Below are 16,923 nucleotides of genomic sequence, written 5' to 3'. Positions count from 1 at the left end.
GATTAGCACAGCGGGAATGAACCACGGCCAAACGCCGGAAAAACGGCTGTCCCCCTTTGGCGCAATTCGCTCTACATTGTCGCCATGCGTGCAACACCCCTCTCCTCATCATCTGCGGACACCGCGGCGCCATCGACCCGGACCTTCACGGTCTCCGGCCATCTGCTCATGGCACCGAAAGCTGTCCCGGGGCTGCACCTCGTGGCGACGCCGATCGGCAATCTCGGCGACATCACCCTGCGTGCACTTGAGACCTTGGCCGGGGTCGACATCATCGCCTGTGAAGACACCCGCATCACCCGCCGCCTGACCGAGCGCTACGGGATCACCGGTACGCTCAAGCAGTATCACGAGCACAATGCCGAACAGGCGCGGCCGAAGATCCTCGAAAAACTGTCGGAGGGCGCATCCATCGCGCTGGTGTCGGATGCCGGCACGCCGCTGATTTCCGATCCGGGCTTCAAGCTGGTGCGCGAAGTGTCGGCAGCAGGCTTCAACGTGATCTCGCTGCCTGGCCCCTCCTCCGTGCTGGCTGCGCTGGCCGTCTCGGCCCTGCCGACCGACCGTTTCTTCTTCGAGGGCTTCTTGCCGTCACGTCAGATGGCGCGCCGGTCGCGCCTGACGGAGTTGGCCGCCATCGATGCCACGCTGGTGATGTTCGAGTCCGGCAATCGCGTGCAGGACACGCTGGCCGACCTCGCCGATATCATGGGTAATCGCGATGCTGCGATCTGCCGCGAACTCACCAAGATGCATGAAGAGATCAATCGCGGATCGATTGCCGACCTGGCCAAGGAGGCAGATGGGTTGGAGACCCGCGGTGAATTCGTGCTCGTCATCGGACCACCAGCCGCAGACGCGCAGGCCATGACCGAAGACGATCTCGATGCCGTGCTGCGCAGCTCGCTGCGGCGCGATAGCGTGAAGGATGCCGTAGCGCATGCGGTCGAACTGTCCGGCCGGCCGCGCCGCGCCGTCTATGCCCGCGCGCTGGAACTGGCCAAGGAGATTCAAAGTCAGAGAGATTCGGGCGATGGCGAAGACTGAGAAAGTCTCCGCATCGAAGCCCTCCGCCACACCGGCTGCGCCGGAACGCGTTGCAGCGTTCAACACCGGTCTCTCCGCCGAAAGCCGCGCCGCTGCTTTGCTGCTGGCCAAGGGCTACCGCATCCTCGCCCGCCGCTTTCGCACCCCCCATGGCGAGATCGATATCGTCGCCAGGAAACGCAACCTGATCGCCTTTGTCGAGGTGAAGGCTCGCGCCAGCCTGGACGAGGCCGCCTATGCGGTAACGCCGCGCCAGCAGGCCCGGATCATGAATGCCGCCCAGGGCTGGCTGATGGCCCGTCCCGAATATGCGGAATTCGACCTACGTTTTGACGTCGTGCTGATTGCGCCGAGACATTTGCCACGCCATCTGTTAGCGGCATTCGACGCCAGTTCCTGACTTCAATATCTTCCTGAGTTTTCGCCTCCCCGACCATAATTCCGGACCTTGCAACATGACCTTGAACGTCGCCGTCCAGATGGACCCCATCGCACGCATCAATCACAAGGGCGATTCGACCTTCGCAATGCTGCTGGAAGCCCAGAAGCGCGGTCACAAACTGTCCTATTACACCCCGGACAAGCTCTCGCTGCGCGGCAATGACGTGGTGGCACCGGTGCAGTCGCTTTCGGTGCGCGACGTCGAGGGCGACTACTTCACGCTCGGCGAACCGACCCGGGTTAATATGGAATCCTTCGACGTCGTGTTGCTGCGGCAGGATCCACCATTCGATCTCGCCTACATCACCTCAACGCATCTCCTCGAACGGATCCACCCGAAGACGCTAGTGGTCAATAACCCGGCTTCCGTGCGCAACGCACCGGAGAAGATCTTCGTGATGGGCTTCTCGGACCTGATGCCGCCAACGCTGATCTCGCGCGACAAGGACGAGATCAATGCCTTCCGCGCCGAACACGGTGCCGTGGTGATGAAGCCGCTGCATGGCCATGGCGGCGCAGCGGTGTTTCGCGTGCTCCCGCAGGACATGAATTTCGGTTCGCTCTACGATCTGTTCTCCGTGACCTTCAAGGAGCAGTGGGTGATCCAGCGCTTCCTTCCCGAAGTGAAGCATGGCGACAAGCGCATCATCCTGATCGACGGCGAATTCGCCGGCGCCGTAAACCGCGTGCCGGCTGAAGATGATTTGCGCTCGAACATGGTGCGCGGCGGCGCCGCCAAGGCCACGGAGCTTTCGCCGCGCGAACGCGAGATCTGCGAACGCGTCGGACCGGCACTGCGCAAGCTCGGACTGCTGTTCGTTGGCATCGATGTCATCGACGGCAATCTCACCGAGATCAATGTGACATCGCCCACGGGCATCCGTGCCATCGCCAAGCTTGGCGGCCCGGATGTGGCGGCACGCGTCTGGGACGTGATCGAAGCGAAGCGGAAATAAACTCCACCCACGTCATTCGCTGCGCCGCGGCAATCATCGACGCGGCAATTTGAATTCCATTCGTCGCAATTCTTCACTCGTTGCTTTTGCTTGCCAGTCATTGAGGGCAAGGGCAGCATGTTGATGCACGCCCAATCAATCGGGCGGCCCGCCATCTGTGGTGGCAAGCAAAAGCATAGTAGTGGAGGAACGCATGACTTCAGACGTTTCGCGACGGTCCCTGCTCGCGCTCGGCGCAGGCATCGGCGCAAATCTCCTCGCTCCCGGCCTCATTGGCAGCGCATTAGCCAAGGCGCCCAAACTCGGCACACAGGCACCCTACTTTCATCGCTTCATGCTCGGCAGCGCCGAAGTCACCGTTGTCTCCGACGGACCTTTGCCGCTCGGCGATCCCTCCGGCACATTCGTCGGCGTGCCCAAGGAAGACGTGCAGAAGATGCTGACGGATAATTTCCTCAGCAGCAGCAATGTCGTGCTCGAACAGAACGCGCCAATCGTCAACATGGGCGACAGGCTAATCCTGTTCGATACCGGCATGGGCACGTCGCAACTATTCGGCAACACCACGGGACGCTTGCAGAAGAGCATGGCCGAGGCTGGTATCAAACTCGGCGATATCGATGCAGTGGTGTGTTCACACGCGCATATCGATCATATCGGCGGCATCGTCGATGCCAATGACAAGCCGCTGTTTCCGAACGCGCAAGTCTATCTCAGCGAGGAAGACTTTAAGTTTTGGACCGACGAAGGCAAACTCGGTTCGCCGCTCAAGGACTTCATCGTCCATGCGCGCAAGAACCTGCTGCCTGTGAAGGATCGCCTGGTGTTTTTCAAGGACGGACAGGAGTTTCTGCCCGGCGTCACCGCCATGCATGCGCCCGGTCATACGTTCGGCCACCACATGTTCATGATTCAGTCGGACGGAAAGTCCTTCGCGTTCCTTGGCGACCTCACCCATCATCAGGTGCTGTTGCTGGAGAAGCCGCGGATGGAGTTCGCCTATGACTCCGATCCGAAGATGGCCGCGGCAACGCGGGTGAAGATGCTCGACATGCTCGCGGCCAACAAGACCGCCGTGATGTCCTATCACTTCGCCTGGCCGGGCTATGGTCATGTGGTCAAATCGGGCGACGGCTTCCGCTATATCGCCGAGCCGATGGTGATGAATCTCTAGCGGCAACTTTCTTGCAGCTTTCATGCGGCGATCTTGGGTCAGCGATCGTCGCATGAACTCCGCAGCGGTCGTTACGCTGCGGGAAGAAAGTCCCTTGTGTGGTTTTGGCCACCTTTGCCAAGACCACGGTACTTTGTCGACTTCGTTCACTAATTGTTCTTGCTATCGAAGCAACCTTAGGTTACGCTTTCATCCCGAATGAGGGCGGCATGGTTCAACGCGTTTCCACCGTAGCCTTTGAGGGGATCGAGGCCCGCGCAGTCGACGTGCAGGTTCAGGTCGTGCCCGGCCTGCCGAATTTCTTGATCGTCGGCCTGCCCGACAAGGCGGTGTCCGAAGCGCGCGAACGGGTCCGCGCGGCGCTGGTCGCTTCGGGTCTTGCGCTGCCAGCGCGGCGCATCATCGTCAATCTCGCACCGGCTGACTTGCCGAAGGAAGGCAGCCATTACGATCTACCGATCGCGCTCGGATTGATGGCGGCGATCGGCGCGATTCCGCCGGATGCCTTGGCGGGCTTCACCGTGCTCGGCGAACTCGGCCTGGATGGTTCGCTCGCTCCTGTAGCCGGCGTGCTGCCGGCTGCGATCGGCGCCAACGCGCGCGACGAGGGATTGATCTGTCCGGCGGCCTGCGGCGCGGAGGCCGCATGGGCGAGCCCCGATATCCAGATCATCGCCGCGACATCGCTGATCCAGATCGCCAATCACTTCAAGGGCACACAGGTTCTGTCGCGGCCGCAACCGAAGATACATGCACGCGAGGAGGCCTTGCTGGATCTGCGCGACATCAAGGGGCAGGAAAGCGCCAAGCGTGCGCTCGAAATCGCTGCGGCCGGGGGCCATCACCTGTTGATGGCCGGAAGTCCGGGATCGGGAAAATCCATGCTTGCGGCGCGGCTGCCGTCGATCCTGCCACCGCTATCGCCGGCGGAGCTGCTCGAAGTCTCGATGATCGCGTCGGTGGCTGGCGAGATCAAGGATGGCGCGCTCACCGCACGCCGGCCGTTCCGCGCACCGCATCATTCCGCCAGCATGGCCGCGCTCACAGGTGGCGGTTTGCGCGCGCGACCGGGCGAGATTTCGCTGGCGCATCAAGGTGTGCTGTTTCTCGATGAATTGCCGGAGTTCGATCCGCGCGTGCTGGATTCGCTGCGCGCACCACTCGAGAATGGCGAGGTGGCGGTCTCGCGCGCCAATCACCGCGTCACCTATCCTGCCCGCTTCATGCTTGTCGCTGCCATGAATCCATGCCGGTGCGGTCACGCTTTCGAACCGGGCTTCTCCTGCAAGCGCGGCCGGATCGACCGCTGCACCTCGGACTATCAGGCGCGCATCTCGGGACCCTTGATGGACCGCATCGATCTGCGCATCGAGGTGCCGGCTGTCACCGCAGCGGATCTCATTCTGCCGCCACCGTCGGAAGGTTCCGCCGAGGTCGCGGTGCGCGTCGCCGCCGCGCGGGATCTACAGACCATGCGTTACGCCGCGGCGGGATTGCCGGGCACACACACCAATGCCTCCGCGCCTGCCTCTGTGCTGGAAACGGTTGCGCAGCCAGATGCCCAGGGACTGACATTGCTGCGCGATGCCGCCGAAACGATGCGGCTGACCGCGCGCGGCTATCACCGCGTGCTGCGCGTAGCGCGGACGCTGGCCGATCTCGACGGCGCCGAGAAAATCGGGCGACTGCATCTGGCCGAGGCGTTGTCTTACCGCGCGCTGGCGGAGGACGTTCGCCGCGCAGCGTGAATTTCCGGCACCCCCTGATGTGGACGTCAACGCGATAGTAACGAGTTTTGTTTACGCTCTGCTCACCATAACCCCGCGTTACGGGGCCAGGGCGAGTACCGTGTCATGCTGCGTTTCAAGATTTTAGCTTCGACGATTCCTCTTGCGCTGGCAGCTTTTCTCGCCCGAGGCGATCTCGTAACCGGCACGCATCCTTGTATCACCACCGGTGAGACGACCATTCAGATCGCCACCATGCCCTGGCAGGCGCAATCGCATGTCAGCTTCACCAGCGATCCCTTGCAGGCGACCGTGCGTGTGCAAATCGTCGATAGTGCCGACACCGCCGACTTCGTCGTACTCGATGATGTCGATGCCGCGGAACCGGATGCTTGTCCGGTCACCGCTGCGACCCGCTTCATCGGTATTGCCGACACATCGGCAACATTGGAACCCGTCATCTATCTGTCGGAGCAGGGTGACGCCGACTATCGAATCTTCGTGAAGTCACGCAGTTTCACGGCGCGCGATGCCGCTGCGCTGATCGTCAGCGCCCATAGCCGCAGCCCAGCGCGAATCGCAGCGGCCAGCCTCTAAGAAGTGGATTAACGCTTCATCAACCATGTCTGCGCCGGCAAATTCGAAACTGCCGTGACGCAAGCACTTGGCAACAACATCCCCGCATGGTCTCCGGCGGGCGCGATCGCCAGATCGCGGCCTGTGTTCGCTCGCAATCACGAGCTCTGATGTGACCAAGCCGGAGTGTTGATCTGTGGCGAAGGGCGTTTTCCGGATCAAGGTCTACTTCCGCCGCTTCGCGCGCCGCTTTCCGTGGTTCGCTTTCGTCATCCGCTCCTTCGTGATGTTCTCCGCTGCCTTCGGTGGCGCCTACGGCTTCATCTCCGGTTCGACCTCCAAAGACTCCGGTTACGATCCGCATTCTTTTGCGATCGGTGCTAGCTTCCTGTTCGCGCTGGCCTGCGTAGCGCTGGCCACTATGAGCATCCGCATGCGCTTCATGGGCAAGCGGATGCGCAAGCTGGCTGCGCATAACGACGCCCTGGTCGATCGGAACTGGGAGTTGAAGGAAGCCGAAGAGCGCGCGCGCAGCCTGTTCGAGGCGCAGGGCGACCTTATCGTGATCCGCGACAGCGAAGGCTGCATCACCTTCGTCAATGATGCCTATTGTGCGTTGGCGGAACAACAGCGTGAAGCGTTGATCGGCAGCCGCTTCGAACTCACGCTGCTGGAGCAGGGCGACATCGCCAACGAGCCCAACGGTACCAGCGTGCACGATCAGAAGATTGCGACCGCCACCGGCCCGCGCTGGATCGCCTGGCGTGAAGGTCTGGTTCGGATCGACGCAGGCCAGCCCGCCGAACTGCAATGCGTCGGCCGCGATGTCACCGACCGCACCCAGACCGAGCGCGCCCTCAGCGAAGCGCGTGATCACGCCAATGCCGCCAACCACGCCAAGTCGCGTTTCCTCGCCATGGCGTCCCATGAAATCCGCACGCCGCTGAACGGCATTCTCGGCATGAGCGGCTTGCTGCTCGATACGCCGCTGACACCCGAACAGACCACTTACGCCAAGGCTGTGAAGACCTCCGGCGATGCACTGCTATCGCTGATCGAGGAGCTGCTGGATTACTCCAAGATCGAGGCCGGCAAGATCGATCTAGAACATCGGCCCTTTGCACTGGCGGGATTGATCGAGGACATCACTGAATTGCTGGCGCCCCGCGCGCAGGCCCGCAATCTCGAAATCGCGGCCTATGTCGACGAGCGGCTGCCGCTGCAAGTGATGGGCGATGCAGCGCGCCTGCGCCAAGTGCTGCTTAATCTCGCGGGCAATGCCATCAAGTTCACGGCGACGGGCGGTGTAGCGCTGATCGTCGAGCCCGGCATTTGGCCGAACGAAATCTCGTTCCTGGTACGCGACACCGGCATCGGCATCGCGCCGGATGCGCAGCAGCGCATCTTCCGCGAATTCGAACAGGCAGATGAGGGCACCGCGCGCCATTATGGCGGAACGGGTCTTGGCCTCAGCATCAGCGAGCGCATCGTCAAGCGCATGAACGGCCGCATCACACTACAGAGCAAGCTCGGTGCCGGCTCGACATTCGAAGTGTCGATCCCGCTCGCCGCATCCGACAGCGGCACCGCGACCTTCATGCCGCCGGATCTCACCGGCCTTTCGGTGATGCTGGTGGCGCCACAGACCATCGAAGCTTCGCTGACGGCCTTGCGGCTCGGGCGCTGGGGCGCGCAGACCTGCACCGTCTCCGATCTCGCCGTCGCGCAAGCGTTGCTACCCGAGCGCCCGTGGCACGCCGTCATGATCGATCGCGCCCTCGGCGCCGACGCTGCCGAGCGCCTTGCAGATGCTGCAATTCCATACGCTCTCCGACGGATAGTGCTGTTCACGCCGGCGATGCGTCATGAGCTGCAGCCCACGACGCCGAGCGCGTTCACCGGCTATCTGGTGAAGCCACTGCGTGCGGCCTCGCTTGCCGCGCGCCTGACATTGCAGACGGACTCACCGACGATCGCCACCGATGATCCGTTGGATCTCGATCCGGCCACACCGGAGCCAGCGGAGGCAATGGCACCCAGCCTCTCGATCCTGGTCGCCGAAGACAATGAGATCAACGCGCTGCTGATGCGCTCGCTGCTGACACGGCTTGGCCATAAGCCCGTCGTTACCACCAATGGCGATGAGGCCCTGGAATCCTGGCTCGCCTCCGACTCCGCCGGCACGCCCTATGACCTCGTCCTGATGGACATCCAGATGCCGAAGCTCGACGGCATCGAGACCACCAAACGCATCCGTGCGCGCGAGGCCGGTCAACGCGTTCGGCGCACCCCGATCCTGGCCCTCACGGCGAATGCACTGGTCGAAGATCGCTACGCCTGTTTCGAGGCCGGCATGGACGGCTTCCTGATGAAGCCCCTGGACCGCGACAAGCTCGCCGAAGCCCTCAAGGGACTCGCCAAGACCCGACACGTCGCAGCCTAACTCCACCTTCGCTGTCATACCCCCGCAACACGCCCGTCACACGGCTGTTGAGCACCCGTGATGTCTGGTGCGGATAAGCCGCATCGATGATTCGCGTGATGCCTGCGGCACAAGGCGATTGAGTTGGGGATGGCCATGCACGGCAACGAACTGGTGCGACCGAAGCAGGGTTTCATGCAGATGTTGCGGCCCCAGAACATGAGCGCCGCCGCGCAGACTGCGATCACCTGGTTCAAGCCGCCACTGCATCTCGATCCCGCCAGCAACATTCCGGTCACTCCGAATTCGCTGGGCCGGATGGGTCCGCTCGAAGTTCGCCTCGCGCAGGACAAGCGCGACGTGAAGCGCGCGCAGCGTCTGCGCTACAAGGTATTCTACAAGAACGGCACCGCGATCGCCGACGCCGCCACCATGCTGGCACGCCGCGACAAGGATGCATTCGACAAGATTTGCGATCACCTTCTCGTCGTCGATCACGATGCCAAGCCTACGCTGTCCGGCAAACAGCCCGTGGTCGGCACCTATCGCCTGCTACGCCATGAGGCGGCCATGCGGAACGGGGGTTTTTATACCGACAGCGAATTCGATCTGTCGGGGATGATCGAGCGCCATGCGGGTCTGCGGTTCCTCGAACTCGGTCGCTCCTGCGTGCTGCCGCGCTACCGCAACAAGCGCACCGTCGAATTGCTATGGCAGGGCATCTGGAGCTATGTGCGGCAAAACAAGTTCGACGTCATGATCGGTTGCGCCAGCTTTGAAGGCACCGATCCGGATCGTCTGGCACTTCCGCTGTCGTTTCTGCATCACAATGCCCGCGCGCCCGAAGCTTGGCGCGCCCGCGCGCATCCGTCTCGCTATGTCGAGATGAACCGGATGGCCAAGGATGCTATCGACACCAAGGCGGCTCTGCGTGCGCTGCCACCGTTGATCAAGGGCTACCTGCGGATCGGCGCCATGATCGGCGATGGTGCCGTGATCGATCATCAGTTCGGCACGACCGACGTATTGATCGTGATGCCGGTGACGTCGATCGGCGCACGCTATATCGAGCACTTCAGCACGGACGCGTCACGCCACGCGGCGTGATCACTTAGAGGCGACGCAGCGCGACGTTCTCCACCACGTGATCCGCGCCCTTTTTCAGGATCAGCGTGGCACGCGGTCGCGTCGGCAGGATGTTGTCTTCGAGATTGGCGAGGTTGGTGCGCTCCCAGATCGCCAACGCCGTCGCCGTCGCTTCTTCATCAGATAGCAATGCGTAGCGATTGAAATACGACCGCGGATCGTGGAACGCGGTGTCCCGCAGTGCCAGGAAGCGGCGCACATACCAGTCGCGTAGTACCGGCTCGTCGGCGTCGATATAGACCGAGAAATCGAAGAAGTCGGAGACCACGGGCACCGCCTTGCCGTCGCGCGGCAGACGCCCGGTCTGCAGCACGTTGACGCCTTCGACAATCAGGATGTCGGGCTGATCGACCTCGACCCACTTGTTTGGAACCACATCGTAAGTGAGATGCGAGTAAACAGGCGCGCGGACGGCATTGCGGCCGGCTTTGATGTCGCTGAGAAACTGTAGCAGCGTCGGCAGATCGTAGCTTTCGGGAAAGCCCTTCTTCTGCATGATGCCTTCGCGCTCGAGCACCGCATTCGGATAGAGAAAGCCGTCGGTGGTGACGAGATCGACCTTGGGCCGCGGCGACCATCTTGCGAGCAGAGCCTGCAGCACGCGAGCGGTGGTCGACTTGCCGACAGCCACCGATCCGGCGACGCCAATGATATAAGGCATCTTGCGATCTTCGATGCCGAGGAACTTGCGCTGCGCGTAATACAGACGTTGTGTCGCCGTGACATAGATCGAGAGCAGGCGGGACAACGGCAAATAAATCTCTTCGACCTCGCGCAGATCGAGGCGATCATACATCGAACGCAGGGCAGCGATCTCGCCGGCCTCCAGCGTCATCGGCGTATCGTCGCGCAGTTTCGCCCACTGCTCGCGCGAGAAATTCCGATAGGGATTGTATTGCTGGTCTGCCCGCATATCCATGAAGCGGTCCCCGTTGTGATCGACGCTGTTACTCGCTCTTGCGCGAAGCTTTCTCTTGCAGTCCGGATTGCGACGTGCGCTGACCGAGGGCCATCTCGACCTCCTGGATCGTCACGCCGCGCGCTTTCAGCAGCACCAGCAGATGAAACAGCAGGTCGGCACTTTCATTGATCAGATTGGTGCGATCATTCTCGACCGCCGCAATCACGGTCTCGACCGCTTCCTCGCCGAATTTCTTGGCGCAATGCTCGGCGCCCTTGTCGAGCAGCTTGCGGGTATAGGACGCGTCGCCACCCGCCGCCGCGCGAGCGTCGATGGTATCGGCAAGGTCATGAAGCGTAAAAGCCATTTCGGCGCCTTGTTGGCTGGGCAGCGCAGACTCCTGCCAGAGATTGACCTAGGGGTCGAGCCGCATCGGCAGTCCGGCCCGCACCATATGCTCCTTGGCCTCGCGAATGGTAAATTCCCCGAAGTGAAAAATCGAGGCCGCCAGCACCGCGGTAGCGTGGCCGCTCCTGATACCTTCGACCAGATGGTCGAGATTACCGACGCCGCCCGAGGCGATGACCGGTACGCCGACGCTGTCGGCAATGGCTCGGGTCAGTTCGATATCGAAGCCGGAGCGGGTACCGTCCCGATCCATCGAGGTGAGCAGGATTTCACCCGCACCCAATGACACGACTTCCCGAGCGAATTCGATGGCATCGATGCCGGTCGACTTGCGGCCGCCATGGGTAAAGATCTCCCAGCGCGAACCCGCGCGTTTGGCGTCGATCGCCACCACGATGCACTGCTCGCCAAACTTCTCGGCGGCTTCCTTGACGAACTGGCGATTGGCCACAGCGGCCGAATTGATCGAGACCTTGTCGGCGCCGGCGCGCAGCAGCGTCTTGATGTCGTCCACCGTGCGCACACCACCGCCGACGGTCAGCGGCATGAAACAGGCTTCGGCGGTGCGACGGACCACATCCATCATGGTGCCGCGGTTTTCATGGGTCGCGTTGATATCGAGGAAAGTGAGTTCGTCGGCGCCAGCGGCGTCATAGGCGATCGCAGCCTCGACGGGATCGCCGGCATCGCGCAGGTCGACGAAGTTGACGCCCTTCACCACACGTCCGTCCTTGACGTCGAGGCAGGGGATCACGCGGACTTTGAACATGGCTCGGTCCTTACGCCGCCTGCTTGATGAGCTTCAGCGCCGCGGTCGGATCGATCCGCCCGTCATACAGCGCACGGCCGGAGATCGCGCCTTCGAGCTTCGCAGCGCGTGGCTCAAGCATGGCCTTGATATCATCGATGGAGGCGAGGCCACCCGAGGCGATCACCGGAATTGAAATCGAATCGGCCAGCGCAATCGTCGCATCCCAATTGATACCCTTGAGCAAGCCATCGCGCGCGATGTCGGTGAAGATGATGGCGGCAACGCCGGCGTCTTCAAAGCGCTGCGCGATTTCGAGTGCGGTGACGGTCGAGGTCTCGGCCCAGCCTTCAACGGCAACCTTGCCGTCGCGCGCATCGAGGCCGACAGCGACCTTGCCGGGGAATTTCTTCGCGGCTTCCTTCACCAGAGCGGGATCGCGCACCGCAGCCGTGCCGATGATGACGCGGGTGATGCCCTTGGCCAGCCAGGCCTCCACCGTCTTGAGATCGCGAATGCCGCCGCCGAGCTGCACCGGCATCTTGATGACCTTCAGCATCTCTTCCACCGCCTGGGCATTCACCGGCTTGCCGGCAAAGGCGCCATCGAGATCGACGACATGGAGATATTCGAAGCCTTGCTTCTCGAAGTCGCGCGCCTGTGCCGCGGGATCGAGGTTGAACACAGTGGCGCGCGCCATGTCGCCCTGTTCGAGGCGAACGCACTGGCCGTTTTTCAGATCGATGGCAGGAAAGAGAATCACGGCTTCCACTTCAGAAAGTTCGAAATCAGAGCCAGCCCGAAACGCTGGCTCTTTTCGGGATGAAATTGCGTACCGATTGCGGTGTCCTTGCCAACAATGGCGGTGATGGGACCGCCGTAATCGGCGCGCGCCAGCACATCGGCCTCGTTGACCGCATTCAGGTGATAGGAGTGCACGAAATAGGCGTGGCGACCTTTCGGTCCGAGCGGCAGGCGCTCCAGCACGGCGTGCTCGCGCACCATGTCGAGCGTATTCCAGCCCATATGCGGGATCTTCAGGGTCTCGTCGCGCGGCTTGATCTTCTCGACATCGCCGGCGATCCAATCGAGCCCATCGGTCGTGACGTGCTCCTTGCCCTTGGTCGCCATCAGCTGCATACCGACGCAGATACCGAAAAAAGGACGCGCCTTGTCGCGCACCGCTTCGGTCATCGCCTCGACCATGCCGTCCAGCGAATCGAGTCCCTTGCGGCAATCGGCAAAGGCGCCGACGCCAGGCAGCACAATGCGATCCGCGCGAAATACCGTTTCCGGATCGCGCGTGACGATGACTTTCTCGGGCACGTCCATGCTGCGCGCGGCGCGCTCGAAGGCCTTCGCCGCCGAATGCAGGTTGCCGGAGCCGTAATCGATAATGGCAACGCTCACCGTGTTGCTCCCGGTTGCGGGAATAACCCGATAATGTCGTTTTGCGCCGGAGACGGCGGACGCGAAAATGGTTGGGCGGGCACATGACGGGTCGGCGGCGGACCACCACGGTCGATCGCCCACTGATCGTTGACGGAGTTGTGCTCCGCGGTCCAGCGATCGAAGAAGCGACGCTCGGCGGCATCCTTATTATCTGCGACAACCACATCGAGCTGACGCCACTTGCCGCGCGACAACGTCCAGCGTCGGAGGCTGGCGGCCTCGAAACCCATCAGCAGCGCGAACAGCAGCATCACGACGAAACGGGCGCCGAGATCGACCTTCAATAGCGACAGCGCGACTTCGCCGGCAATCGACAGCACGACATAGCCGAGCAGCGCCCACCACAGCCGATGATAGATCAGCCAGATCAGGCCGGCGACGAACGCCCAGAAATGGAATCCATCGCGCACGAACTCGAACTTGTCCGTCGCTGAAAACGGCTCAGGGCCGGCGCCGCGAGGCGCGTGAACTGTGTAGACCGGCATGGCAAAAACTCCGCCCGGAACCATAGAGGCCGATCAGCCGCCGAGCTGACCCTTGGTGGATGGCACTTCGCCGGCATTGCGCGGATCGATCGCAACACCCGTCCGCAGTGCCCGCGCCAGACCCTTGAAGCAGGATTCGGCAATGTGATGGCTGTTCTCGCCATATAGGGTTTCGACGTGCAAAGTCACGCCCGCATTGCCGGCAAACGCATTGAACCACTCGCGCACCAGTTCGGTGTCGAATTCGCCGATCTTGTGGGTCGGGAAGGTGGACTTGAACACCAGCACCGGCCGGCCGGAAATATCCAGCGCCACCCGGGTCAAGGTCTCGTCCATGGGCATGTAGACCGAGGCATAGCGGGTAATCCCGGCCATATCACCGAGCGCCTGCTTAACCGCCTGGCCGAGCGCAATACCGACATCCTCCACGGTGTGATGGAAATCGACATGGAGGTCGCCAACAGCCTTCACGGTGACATCGATACGGGAATGGCGGGCGAGCAGATCGAGCATATGGTCGAAGAAGCCGATTCCGGTGGTCGATTTGGATACGCCGGTACCGTCGAGGTTCACGGAGACCTCGATATCGGTTTCCTTGGTCTTGCGCTTGATCGTCGCCGTGCGCATGAAAACGCCTCTCCGCCTGCTGAAAACGCGCCCTTTTAACAGGGAGATGACACCTTCGCTACCGCGGGAGAGCTGATTCCGGACCGATCTTTAGCCCTATGGTGACCGGAATCCGCGCGCATCGGCCGCTGGCCCATGCTTCCTCGCCGGATTTGCAACGGCCGGTATCCGTGCCTAGATCAGGCGCTCAAGAGGGTTTCCATGAACGCATCCTATTCGGCCTCCCATGACGGGTCGTCCCCAGTCTGGCATGGCACTACCATCCTGACCGTCCGCAAGGGGGGTAAGGTCGTGATCGGCGGCGACGGCCAGGTCTCGATCGGCCAGACGGTCATCAAATCCAACGCTAAAAAGGTTCGGAAACTGGGCCGCGGCGACGTGATCGGCGGCTTTGCCGGCGCCACGGCGGACGCCTTCACCCTGTTCGAGCGGCTCGAAGCCAAACTGGAGCAGTATCCGGGCCAATTGACCCGGGCGGCAGTCGAGCTCGCCAAGGACTGGCGCACCGACCGGTATCTGCGCCGGCTGGAAGCCATGATGATCGTCGCCGACAAGGACGTCTCGCTTGTGTTGACCGGTACCGGCGACGTGCTGGAGCCGGAAGCCGGCGTCATGGCGATTGGCTCCGGCGGCAATTACGCACTGGCCGCAGCAAGGGCGCTGGTCGATACGGACCAGGATGCCGAAACCATCGTGCGCAAGTCGCTGGATATCGCGGCGGACATCTGCGTCTACACCAACCGCAACGTGACGCTGGAAATGCTGGACGCATGACCGTCGCGGGTCACAACACCCGCGCGTCGTCCGTCAGCGACCTCTCGGTCAAACAGGGCGTAGTCATTGCGCTCGGTCTGCTCACCCTGCAGGCGGTACTTCTTTATGCGATGGGGCGATTGCCGATCTGCGCCTGCGGCTATGTGAAGCTCTGGCATGGCGTGGTGCTGAGTTCGGAGAATTCACAGCACCTCACCGACTGGTACACTTTCTCCCACATTATCCATGGCTTCCTGTTTTACGCCGCCACCTGGCTGCTGTTTCCGCGGCTGTCCTGGATCGCGCGCCTGATCGTTGCGATGCTCGTCGAAGGCGGCTGGGAGCTGCTGGAAAATTCGAGCTGGATCATCGAGCGCTACCGCGCCGGAACGATGTCGCTGGATTATTACGGCGACAGCATTGTCAATTCGCTGGCGGACACGCTCTCGATGATCACCGGCTTCATTCTTGCCAGGACGTTGCCGGTCGCGGCTACGGTGGCGATCGCACTGCTATTCGAGGTTCTGGTCGGCCTGCATATTCGCGACAATCTCACTTTGAACGTGATCATGCTGATTCATCCATTTGAAGCGATCCGAACCTGGCAGGCCGGGCCACCCATCATCTGATCCGCTTGTCCCAACGCCCTTCTCAACCTACGTAGAGCGACATGACCGACTTTTCTCCCCGCGAAATCGTTTCCGAACTCGACCGGTTCATCGTCGGCCAGCACGACGCCAAACGCGCAGTGTCCATCGCACTCCGCAATCGCTGGCGGCGCCTGCAGCTGACAGGATCGCTGCGCGAGGAAGTGCTGCCGAAGAACATTCTGATGATCGGCCCCACCGGCGTCGGCAAGACCGAGATCGCACGGCGGCTGGCAAAGCTCGCGGGCGCGCCTTTCATCAAGGTCGAGGCTACCAAGTTCACTGAAGTCGGTTATGTCGGCCGCGATGTTGAGCAGATCGTCAGGGATCTCGTCGAGGTCGCGATCTCGCTGACCCGCGAGCGCAAGCGCAAGGACGTGCAGGCACGCGCGCAGCTTGCAGCAGAAGATCGCGTGGTCGATGCACTGGTCGGCGCCACAGCAAGCGCGGCGACGAAAGAGTCGTTTCGCAAGAGGCTCCGCAACGGCGAGCTCAATGACAAGGAGATCGAGATCGAGGTGCAGTCGTCCGGCGGCCCATCGATGTTCGAAATCCCGGGGATGCCGGGTGCACAAATGGGCGCGATTTCTATCGGCGATATCTTCGGCAAGATGGGCAAGGGCACCAAGACGCGTCGTCTCCGTGTCGAAGATGCGCATGAGCCGCTGGTGAATGAGGAAGCCGACAAGCTGCTCGACAGCGATGCGCTGGTTCAAGAGGCGATCTCTGTCGTCGAGAACAATGGCATCGTGTTCCTCGACGAGATCGACAAGATCTGCGTGCGCGATGGTCGCAGCGGCGGCGAAGTCTCGCGCGAGGGCGTGCAGCGCGACCTGCTGCCGCTGATCGAAGGCACTACCGTCTCCACCAAGCATGGCGCGGTGAAGACCGACCACATCCTGTTCATCGCCTCCGGCGCATTCCATATCGCCAAGCCATCAGATCTTTTGCCGGAACTGCAGGGCCGCCTGCCGATCCGCGTCGAACTCAACGCACTCACGCGTGATGACATGCGCCGCATTCTCACCGAACCCGAGGCTTCGCTGATCAAGCAGTATGTGGCGCTATTGCAGACCGAAGGCGTGACACTGGAATTCGCCGACGACGCCATCGATGCGCTGGCGGATGTCGCTGTTGCGGTGAATTCAACCGTCGAGAATATCGGCGCACGGCGTTTGCAGACGGTGATGGAGCGCGTGCTGGACGAGATCTCCTTTGCGGCGCCGGATCGCAACGGCGAGACCATCCGCGTCGATGCAGCCTATGTGCAGAAGCATGTTGGCGATCTCGCGAAAAATTCGGATTTGAGCCGTTTTATTTTGTGAGACTTGACGACGGCCTTTCGCTCCCTCGCTCCGCGCTTGCGGGAGAGGGCGGGGTCAGGGGCTCTTCGATCCGCAAGCGCGGGGCGAG

General features: G+C 62.0%; 18 protein-coding genes. 11 read left to right on the top strand and 7 right to left on the bottom strand.

Going from position 1 to position 16,923, the window contains the following annotated elements:
* Positions 1-84 precede the first annotated feature (84 nt).
* The 8 genes from rsmI to AB8A27_RS25235 all read left to right on the top strand — a co-directional run bounded on the left by rsmI (position 85) and on the right by AB8A27_RS25235 (position 9,450).
* On the top strand, positions 85-1,047 hold the full coding sequence (rsmI, locus tag AB8A27_RS25270; protein ID WP_441244255.1) for a 16S rRNA (cytidine(1402)-2'-O)-methyltransferase: 963 nt from the start codon (positions 85-87) through the stop codon (positions 1,045-1,047).
* Positions 1,034-1,447 carry a YraN family protein gene (locus tag AB8A27_RS25265; protein ID WP_441244254.1) on the top strand — a complete coding sequence of 138 codons (414 nt, stop codon included), beginning with the start codon at positions 1,034-1,036 and terminating at the stop codon, positions 1,445-1,447. The genes rsmI and AB8A27_RS25265 overlap by 14 nt, the downstream gene beginning before the upstream one ends.
* Before the next feature lie 55 nt (positions 1,448-1,502).
* Complete coding sequence (gene gshB, locus AB8A27_RS25260) at positions 1,503-2,444, top strand: glutathione synthase (protein ID WP_441244253.1); 942 nt, start codon at positions 1,503-1,505, stop codon at positions 2,442-2,444.
* 193 nt (positions 2,445-2,637) lie between these two features.
* The gene (locus tag AB8A27_RS25255; protein WP_441244252.1) at positions 2,638-3,618 is read left to right on the top strand and encodes an MBL fold metallo-hydrolase; all 981 of its coding nucleotides are present in this window, start codon (positions 2,638-2,640) and stop codon (positions 3,616-3,618) included.
* A gap of 209 nt (positions 3,619-3,827) precedes the next feature.
* Positions 3,828-5,366, top strand: a complete 1,539-nt coding sequence (locus tag AB8A27_RS25250; protein ID WP_441244251.1) for a YifB family Mg chelatase-like AAA ATPase — start codon at positions 3,828-3,830, stop codon at positions 5,364-5,366.
* Positions 5,367-5,471: 105 nt separating this feature from the next.
* A complete protein-coding gene (locus tag AB8A27_RS25245) occupies positions 5,472-5,942 on the top strand; it encodes a hypothetical protein (protein ID WP_441244250.1) in 471 nt (156 codons plus the stop codon).
* Between the two features lie 175 nt (positions 5,943-6,117).
* Entirely contained in the window at positions 6,118-8,364 is a 2,247-nt protein-coding gene (locus tag AB8A27_RS25240) for an ATP-binding protein (protein ID WP_441244249.1), read from the top strand.
* A gap of 135 nt (positions 8,365-8,499) precedes the next feature.
* Entirely contained in the window at positions 8,500-9,450 is a 951-nt protein-coding gene (locus AB8A27_RS25235) for a GNAT family N-acetyltransferase (RefSeq protein WP_441245022.1), read from the top strand.
* Between the two features lie 4 nt (positions 9,451-9,454).
* Here AB8A27_RS25235 and coaA read toward each other — a convergent pair whose 3' ends face one another.
* Genes coaA through hisB form a run of 7 tightly spaced genes read right to left on the bottom strand, consistent with a single transcriptional unit; the run spans position 9,455 to position 14,110 of the window.
* Positions 9,455-10,408, bottom strand: coding sequence for a type I pantothenate kinase (gene coaA, locus AB8A27_RS25230; protein WP_089263094.1), 954 nt, complete (start codon positions 10,406-10,408; stop codon positions 9,455-9,457).
* A gap of 28 nt (positions 10,409-10,436) precedes the next feature.
* Positions 10,437-10,757 carry a phosphoribosyl-ATP diphosphatase gene (locus AB8A27_RS25225; protein ID WP_068730243.1) on the bottom strand — a complete coding sequence of 107 codons (321 nt, stop codon included), beginning with the start codon at positions 10,755-10,757 and terminating at the stop codon, positions 10,437-10,439.
* 48 nt (positions 10,758-10,805) lie between these two features.
* Positions 10,806-11,567 carry an imidazole glycerol phosphate synthase subunit HisF gene (gene hisF / locus AB8A27_RS25220; protein WP_441244248.1) on the bottom strand — a complete coding sequence of 254 codons (762 nt, stop codon included), beginning with the start codon at positions 11,565-11,567 and terminating at the stop codon, positions 10,806-10,808.
* Positions 11,568-11,577: 10 nt separating this feature from the next.
* Positions 11,578-12,309: a 1-(5-phosphoribosyl)-5-[(5-phosphoribosylamino)methylideneamino]imidazole-4-carboxamide isomerase gene (gene hisA / locus AB8A27_RS25215; RefSeq protein ID WP_441244247.1), complete on the bottom strand. Its 732-nt coding sequence runs from the start codon at positions 12,307-12,309 to the stop codon at positions 11,578-11,580.
* Positions 12,306-12,956 (bottom strand): imidazole glycerol phosphate synthase subunit HisH, encoded by a 651-nt coding sequence (hisH, locus tag AB8A27_RS25210; protein ID WP_441244246.1) that lies wholly within the window; start codon positions 12,954-12,956, stop codon positions 12,306-12,308. The genes hisA and hisH overlap by 4 nt, the downstream gene beginning before the upstream one ends.
* A complete protein-coding gene (locus AB8A27_RS25205) occupies positions 12,953-13,483 on the bottom strand; it encodes a DUF2628 domain-containing protein (protein WP_441244245.1) in 531 nt (176 codons plus the stop codon). The genes hisH and AB8A27_RS25205 overlap by 4 nt, the downstream gene beginning before the upstream one ends.
* A 33-nt stretch (positions 13,484-13,516) precedes the next feature.
* The gene (hisB, locus tag AB8A27_RS25200; RefSeq protein ID WP_068730239.1) at positions 13,517-14,110 is read right to left on the bottom strand and encodes an imidazoleglycerol-phosphate dehydratase HisB; all 594 of its coding nucleotides are present in this window, start codon (positions 14,108-14,110) and stop codon (positions 13,517-13,519) included.
* A 201-nt stretch (positions 14,111-14,311) separates the two neighbouring features.
* Here hisB and hslV point away from each other — a divergent pair, with 201 nt between their 5' ends.
* From hslV to hslU, 3 genes are read left to right on the top strand one after another with little or no spacing between them, the layout of a single operon-like run.
* Positions 14,312-14,884: an ATP-dependent protease subunit HslV gene (hslV, locus tag AB8A27_RS25195; RefSeq protein WP_115032094.1), complete on the top strand. Its 573-nt coding sequence runs from the start codon at positions 14,312-14,314 to the stop codon at positions 14,882-14,884.
* Entirely contained in the window at positions 14,881-15,492 is a 612-nt protein-coding gene (locus tag AB8A27_RS25190) for a DUF2585 domain-containing protein (protein WP_441244244.1), read from the top strand. The genes hslV and AB8A27_RS25190 overlap by 4 nt, the downstream gene beginning before the upstream one ends.
* A gap of 41 nt (positions 15,493-15,533) precedes the next feature.
* A complete protein-coding gene (gene hslU, locus AB8A27_RS25185; RefSeq protein WP_441244243.1) occupies positions 15,534-16,835 on the top strand; it encodes an ATP-dependent protease ATPase subunit HslU in 1,302 nt (433 codons plus the stop codon).
* Positions 16,836-16,923: the final 88 nt, after the last annotated feature.

The organism is Tardiphaga sp. 768_D3_N2_1, assembly GCF_052076105.1.
Lineage (GTDB): Bacteria > Pseudomonadota > Alphaproteobacteria > Rhizobiales > Xanthobacteraceae > Tardiphaga.
This window is presented reverse-complemented; position numbering and strand designations above follow the sequence as displayed.

Bases quoted from the DNA above. Each gene is read 5' to 3' on its own strand.
- rsmI (WP_441244255.1), top strand. From the start codon at position 85: ATGCGTGCAACACCCCTCTCCTCATCATCTGCGGACACCGCGGCGCCA.
- AB8A27_RS25265 (WP_441244254.1), top strand. From the start codon at position 1,034: ATGGCGAAGACTGAGAAAGTCTCCGCATCGAAGCCCTCCGCCACACCG.
- gshB (WP_441244253.1), top strand. From the start codon at position 1,503: ATGACCTTGAACGTCGCCGTCCAGATGGACCCCATCGCACGCATCAAT.
- AB8A27_RS25255 (WP_441244252.1), top strand. From the start codon at position 2,638: ATGACTTCAGACGTTTCGCGACGGTCCCTGCTCGCGCTCGGCGCAGGC.
- AB8A27_RS25250 (WP_441244251.1), top strand. From the start codon at position 3,828: ATGGTTCAACGCGTTTCCACCGTAGCCTTTGAGGGGATCGAGGCCCGC.
- AB8A27_RS25245 (WP_441244250.1), top strand. From the start codon at position 5,472: ATGCTGCGTTTCAAGATTTTAGCTTCGACGATTCCTCTTGCGCTGGCA.
- AB8A27_RS25235 (WP_441245022.1), top strand. From the start codon at position 8,500: ATGCACGGCAACGAACTGGTGCGACCGAAGCAGGGTTTCATGCAGATG.
- coaA (WP_089263094.1), bottom strand. From the start codon at position 10,408: ATGGATATGCGGGCAGACCAGCAATACAATCCCTATCGGAATTTCTCG.
- AB8A27_RS25225 (WP_068730243.1), bottom strand. From the start codon at position 10,757: ATGGCTTTTACGCTTCATGACCTTGCCGATACCATCGACGCTCGCGCG.
- hisF (WP_441244248.1), bottom strand. From the start codon at position 11,567: ATGTTCAAAGTCCGCGTGATCCCCTGCCTCGACGTCAAGGACGGACGT.
- AB8A27_RS25205 (WP_441244245.1), bottom strand. From the start codon at position 13,483: ATGCCGGTCTACACAGTTCACGCGCCTCGCGGCGCCGGCCCTGAGCCG.
- hisB (WP_068730239.1), bottom strand. From the start codon at position 14,110: ATGCGCACGGCGACGATCAAGCGCAAGACCAAGGAAACCGATATCGAG.
- hslV (WP_115032094.1), top strand. From the start codon at position 14,312: ATGAACGCATCCTATTCGGCCTCCCATGACGGGTCGTCCCCAGTCTGG.
- AB8A27_RS25190 (WP_441244244.1), top strand. From the start codon at position 14,881: ATGACCGTCGCGGGTCACAACACCCGCGCGTCGTCCGTCAGCGACCTC.
- hslU (WP_441244243.1), top strand. From the start codon at position 15,534: ATGACCGACTTTTCTCCCCGCGAAATCGTTTCCGAACTCGACCGGTTC.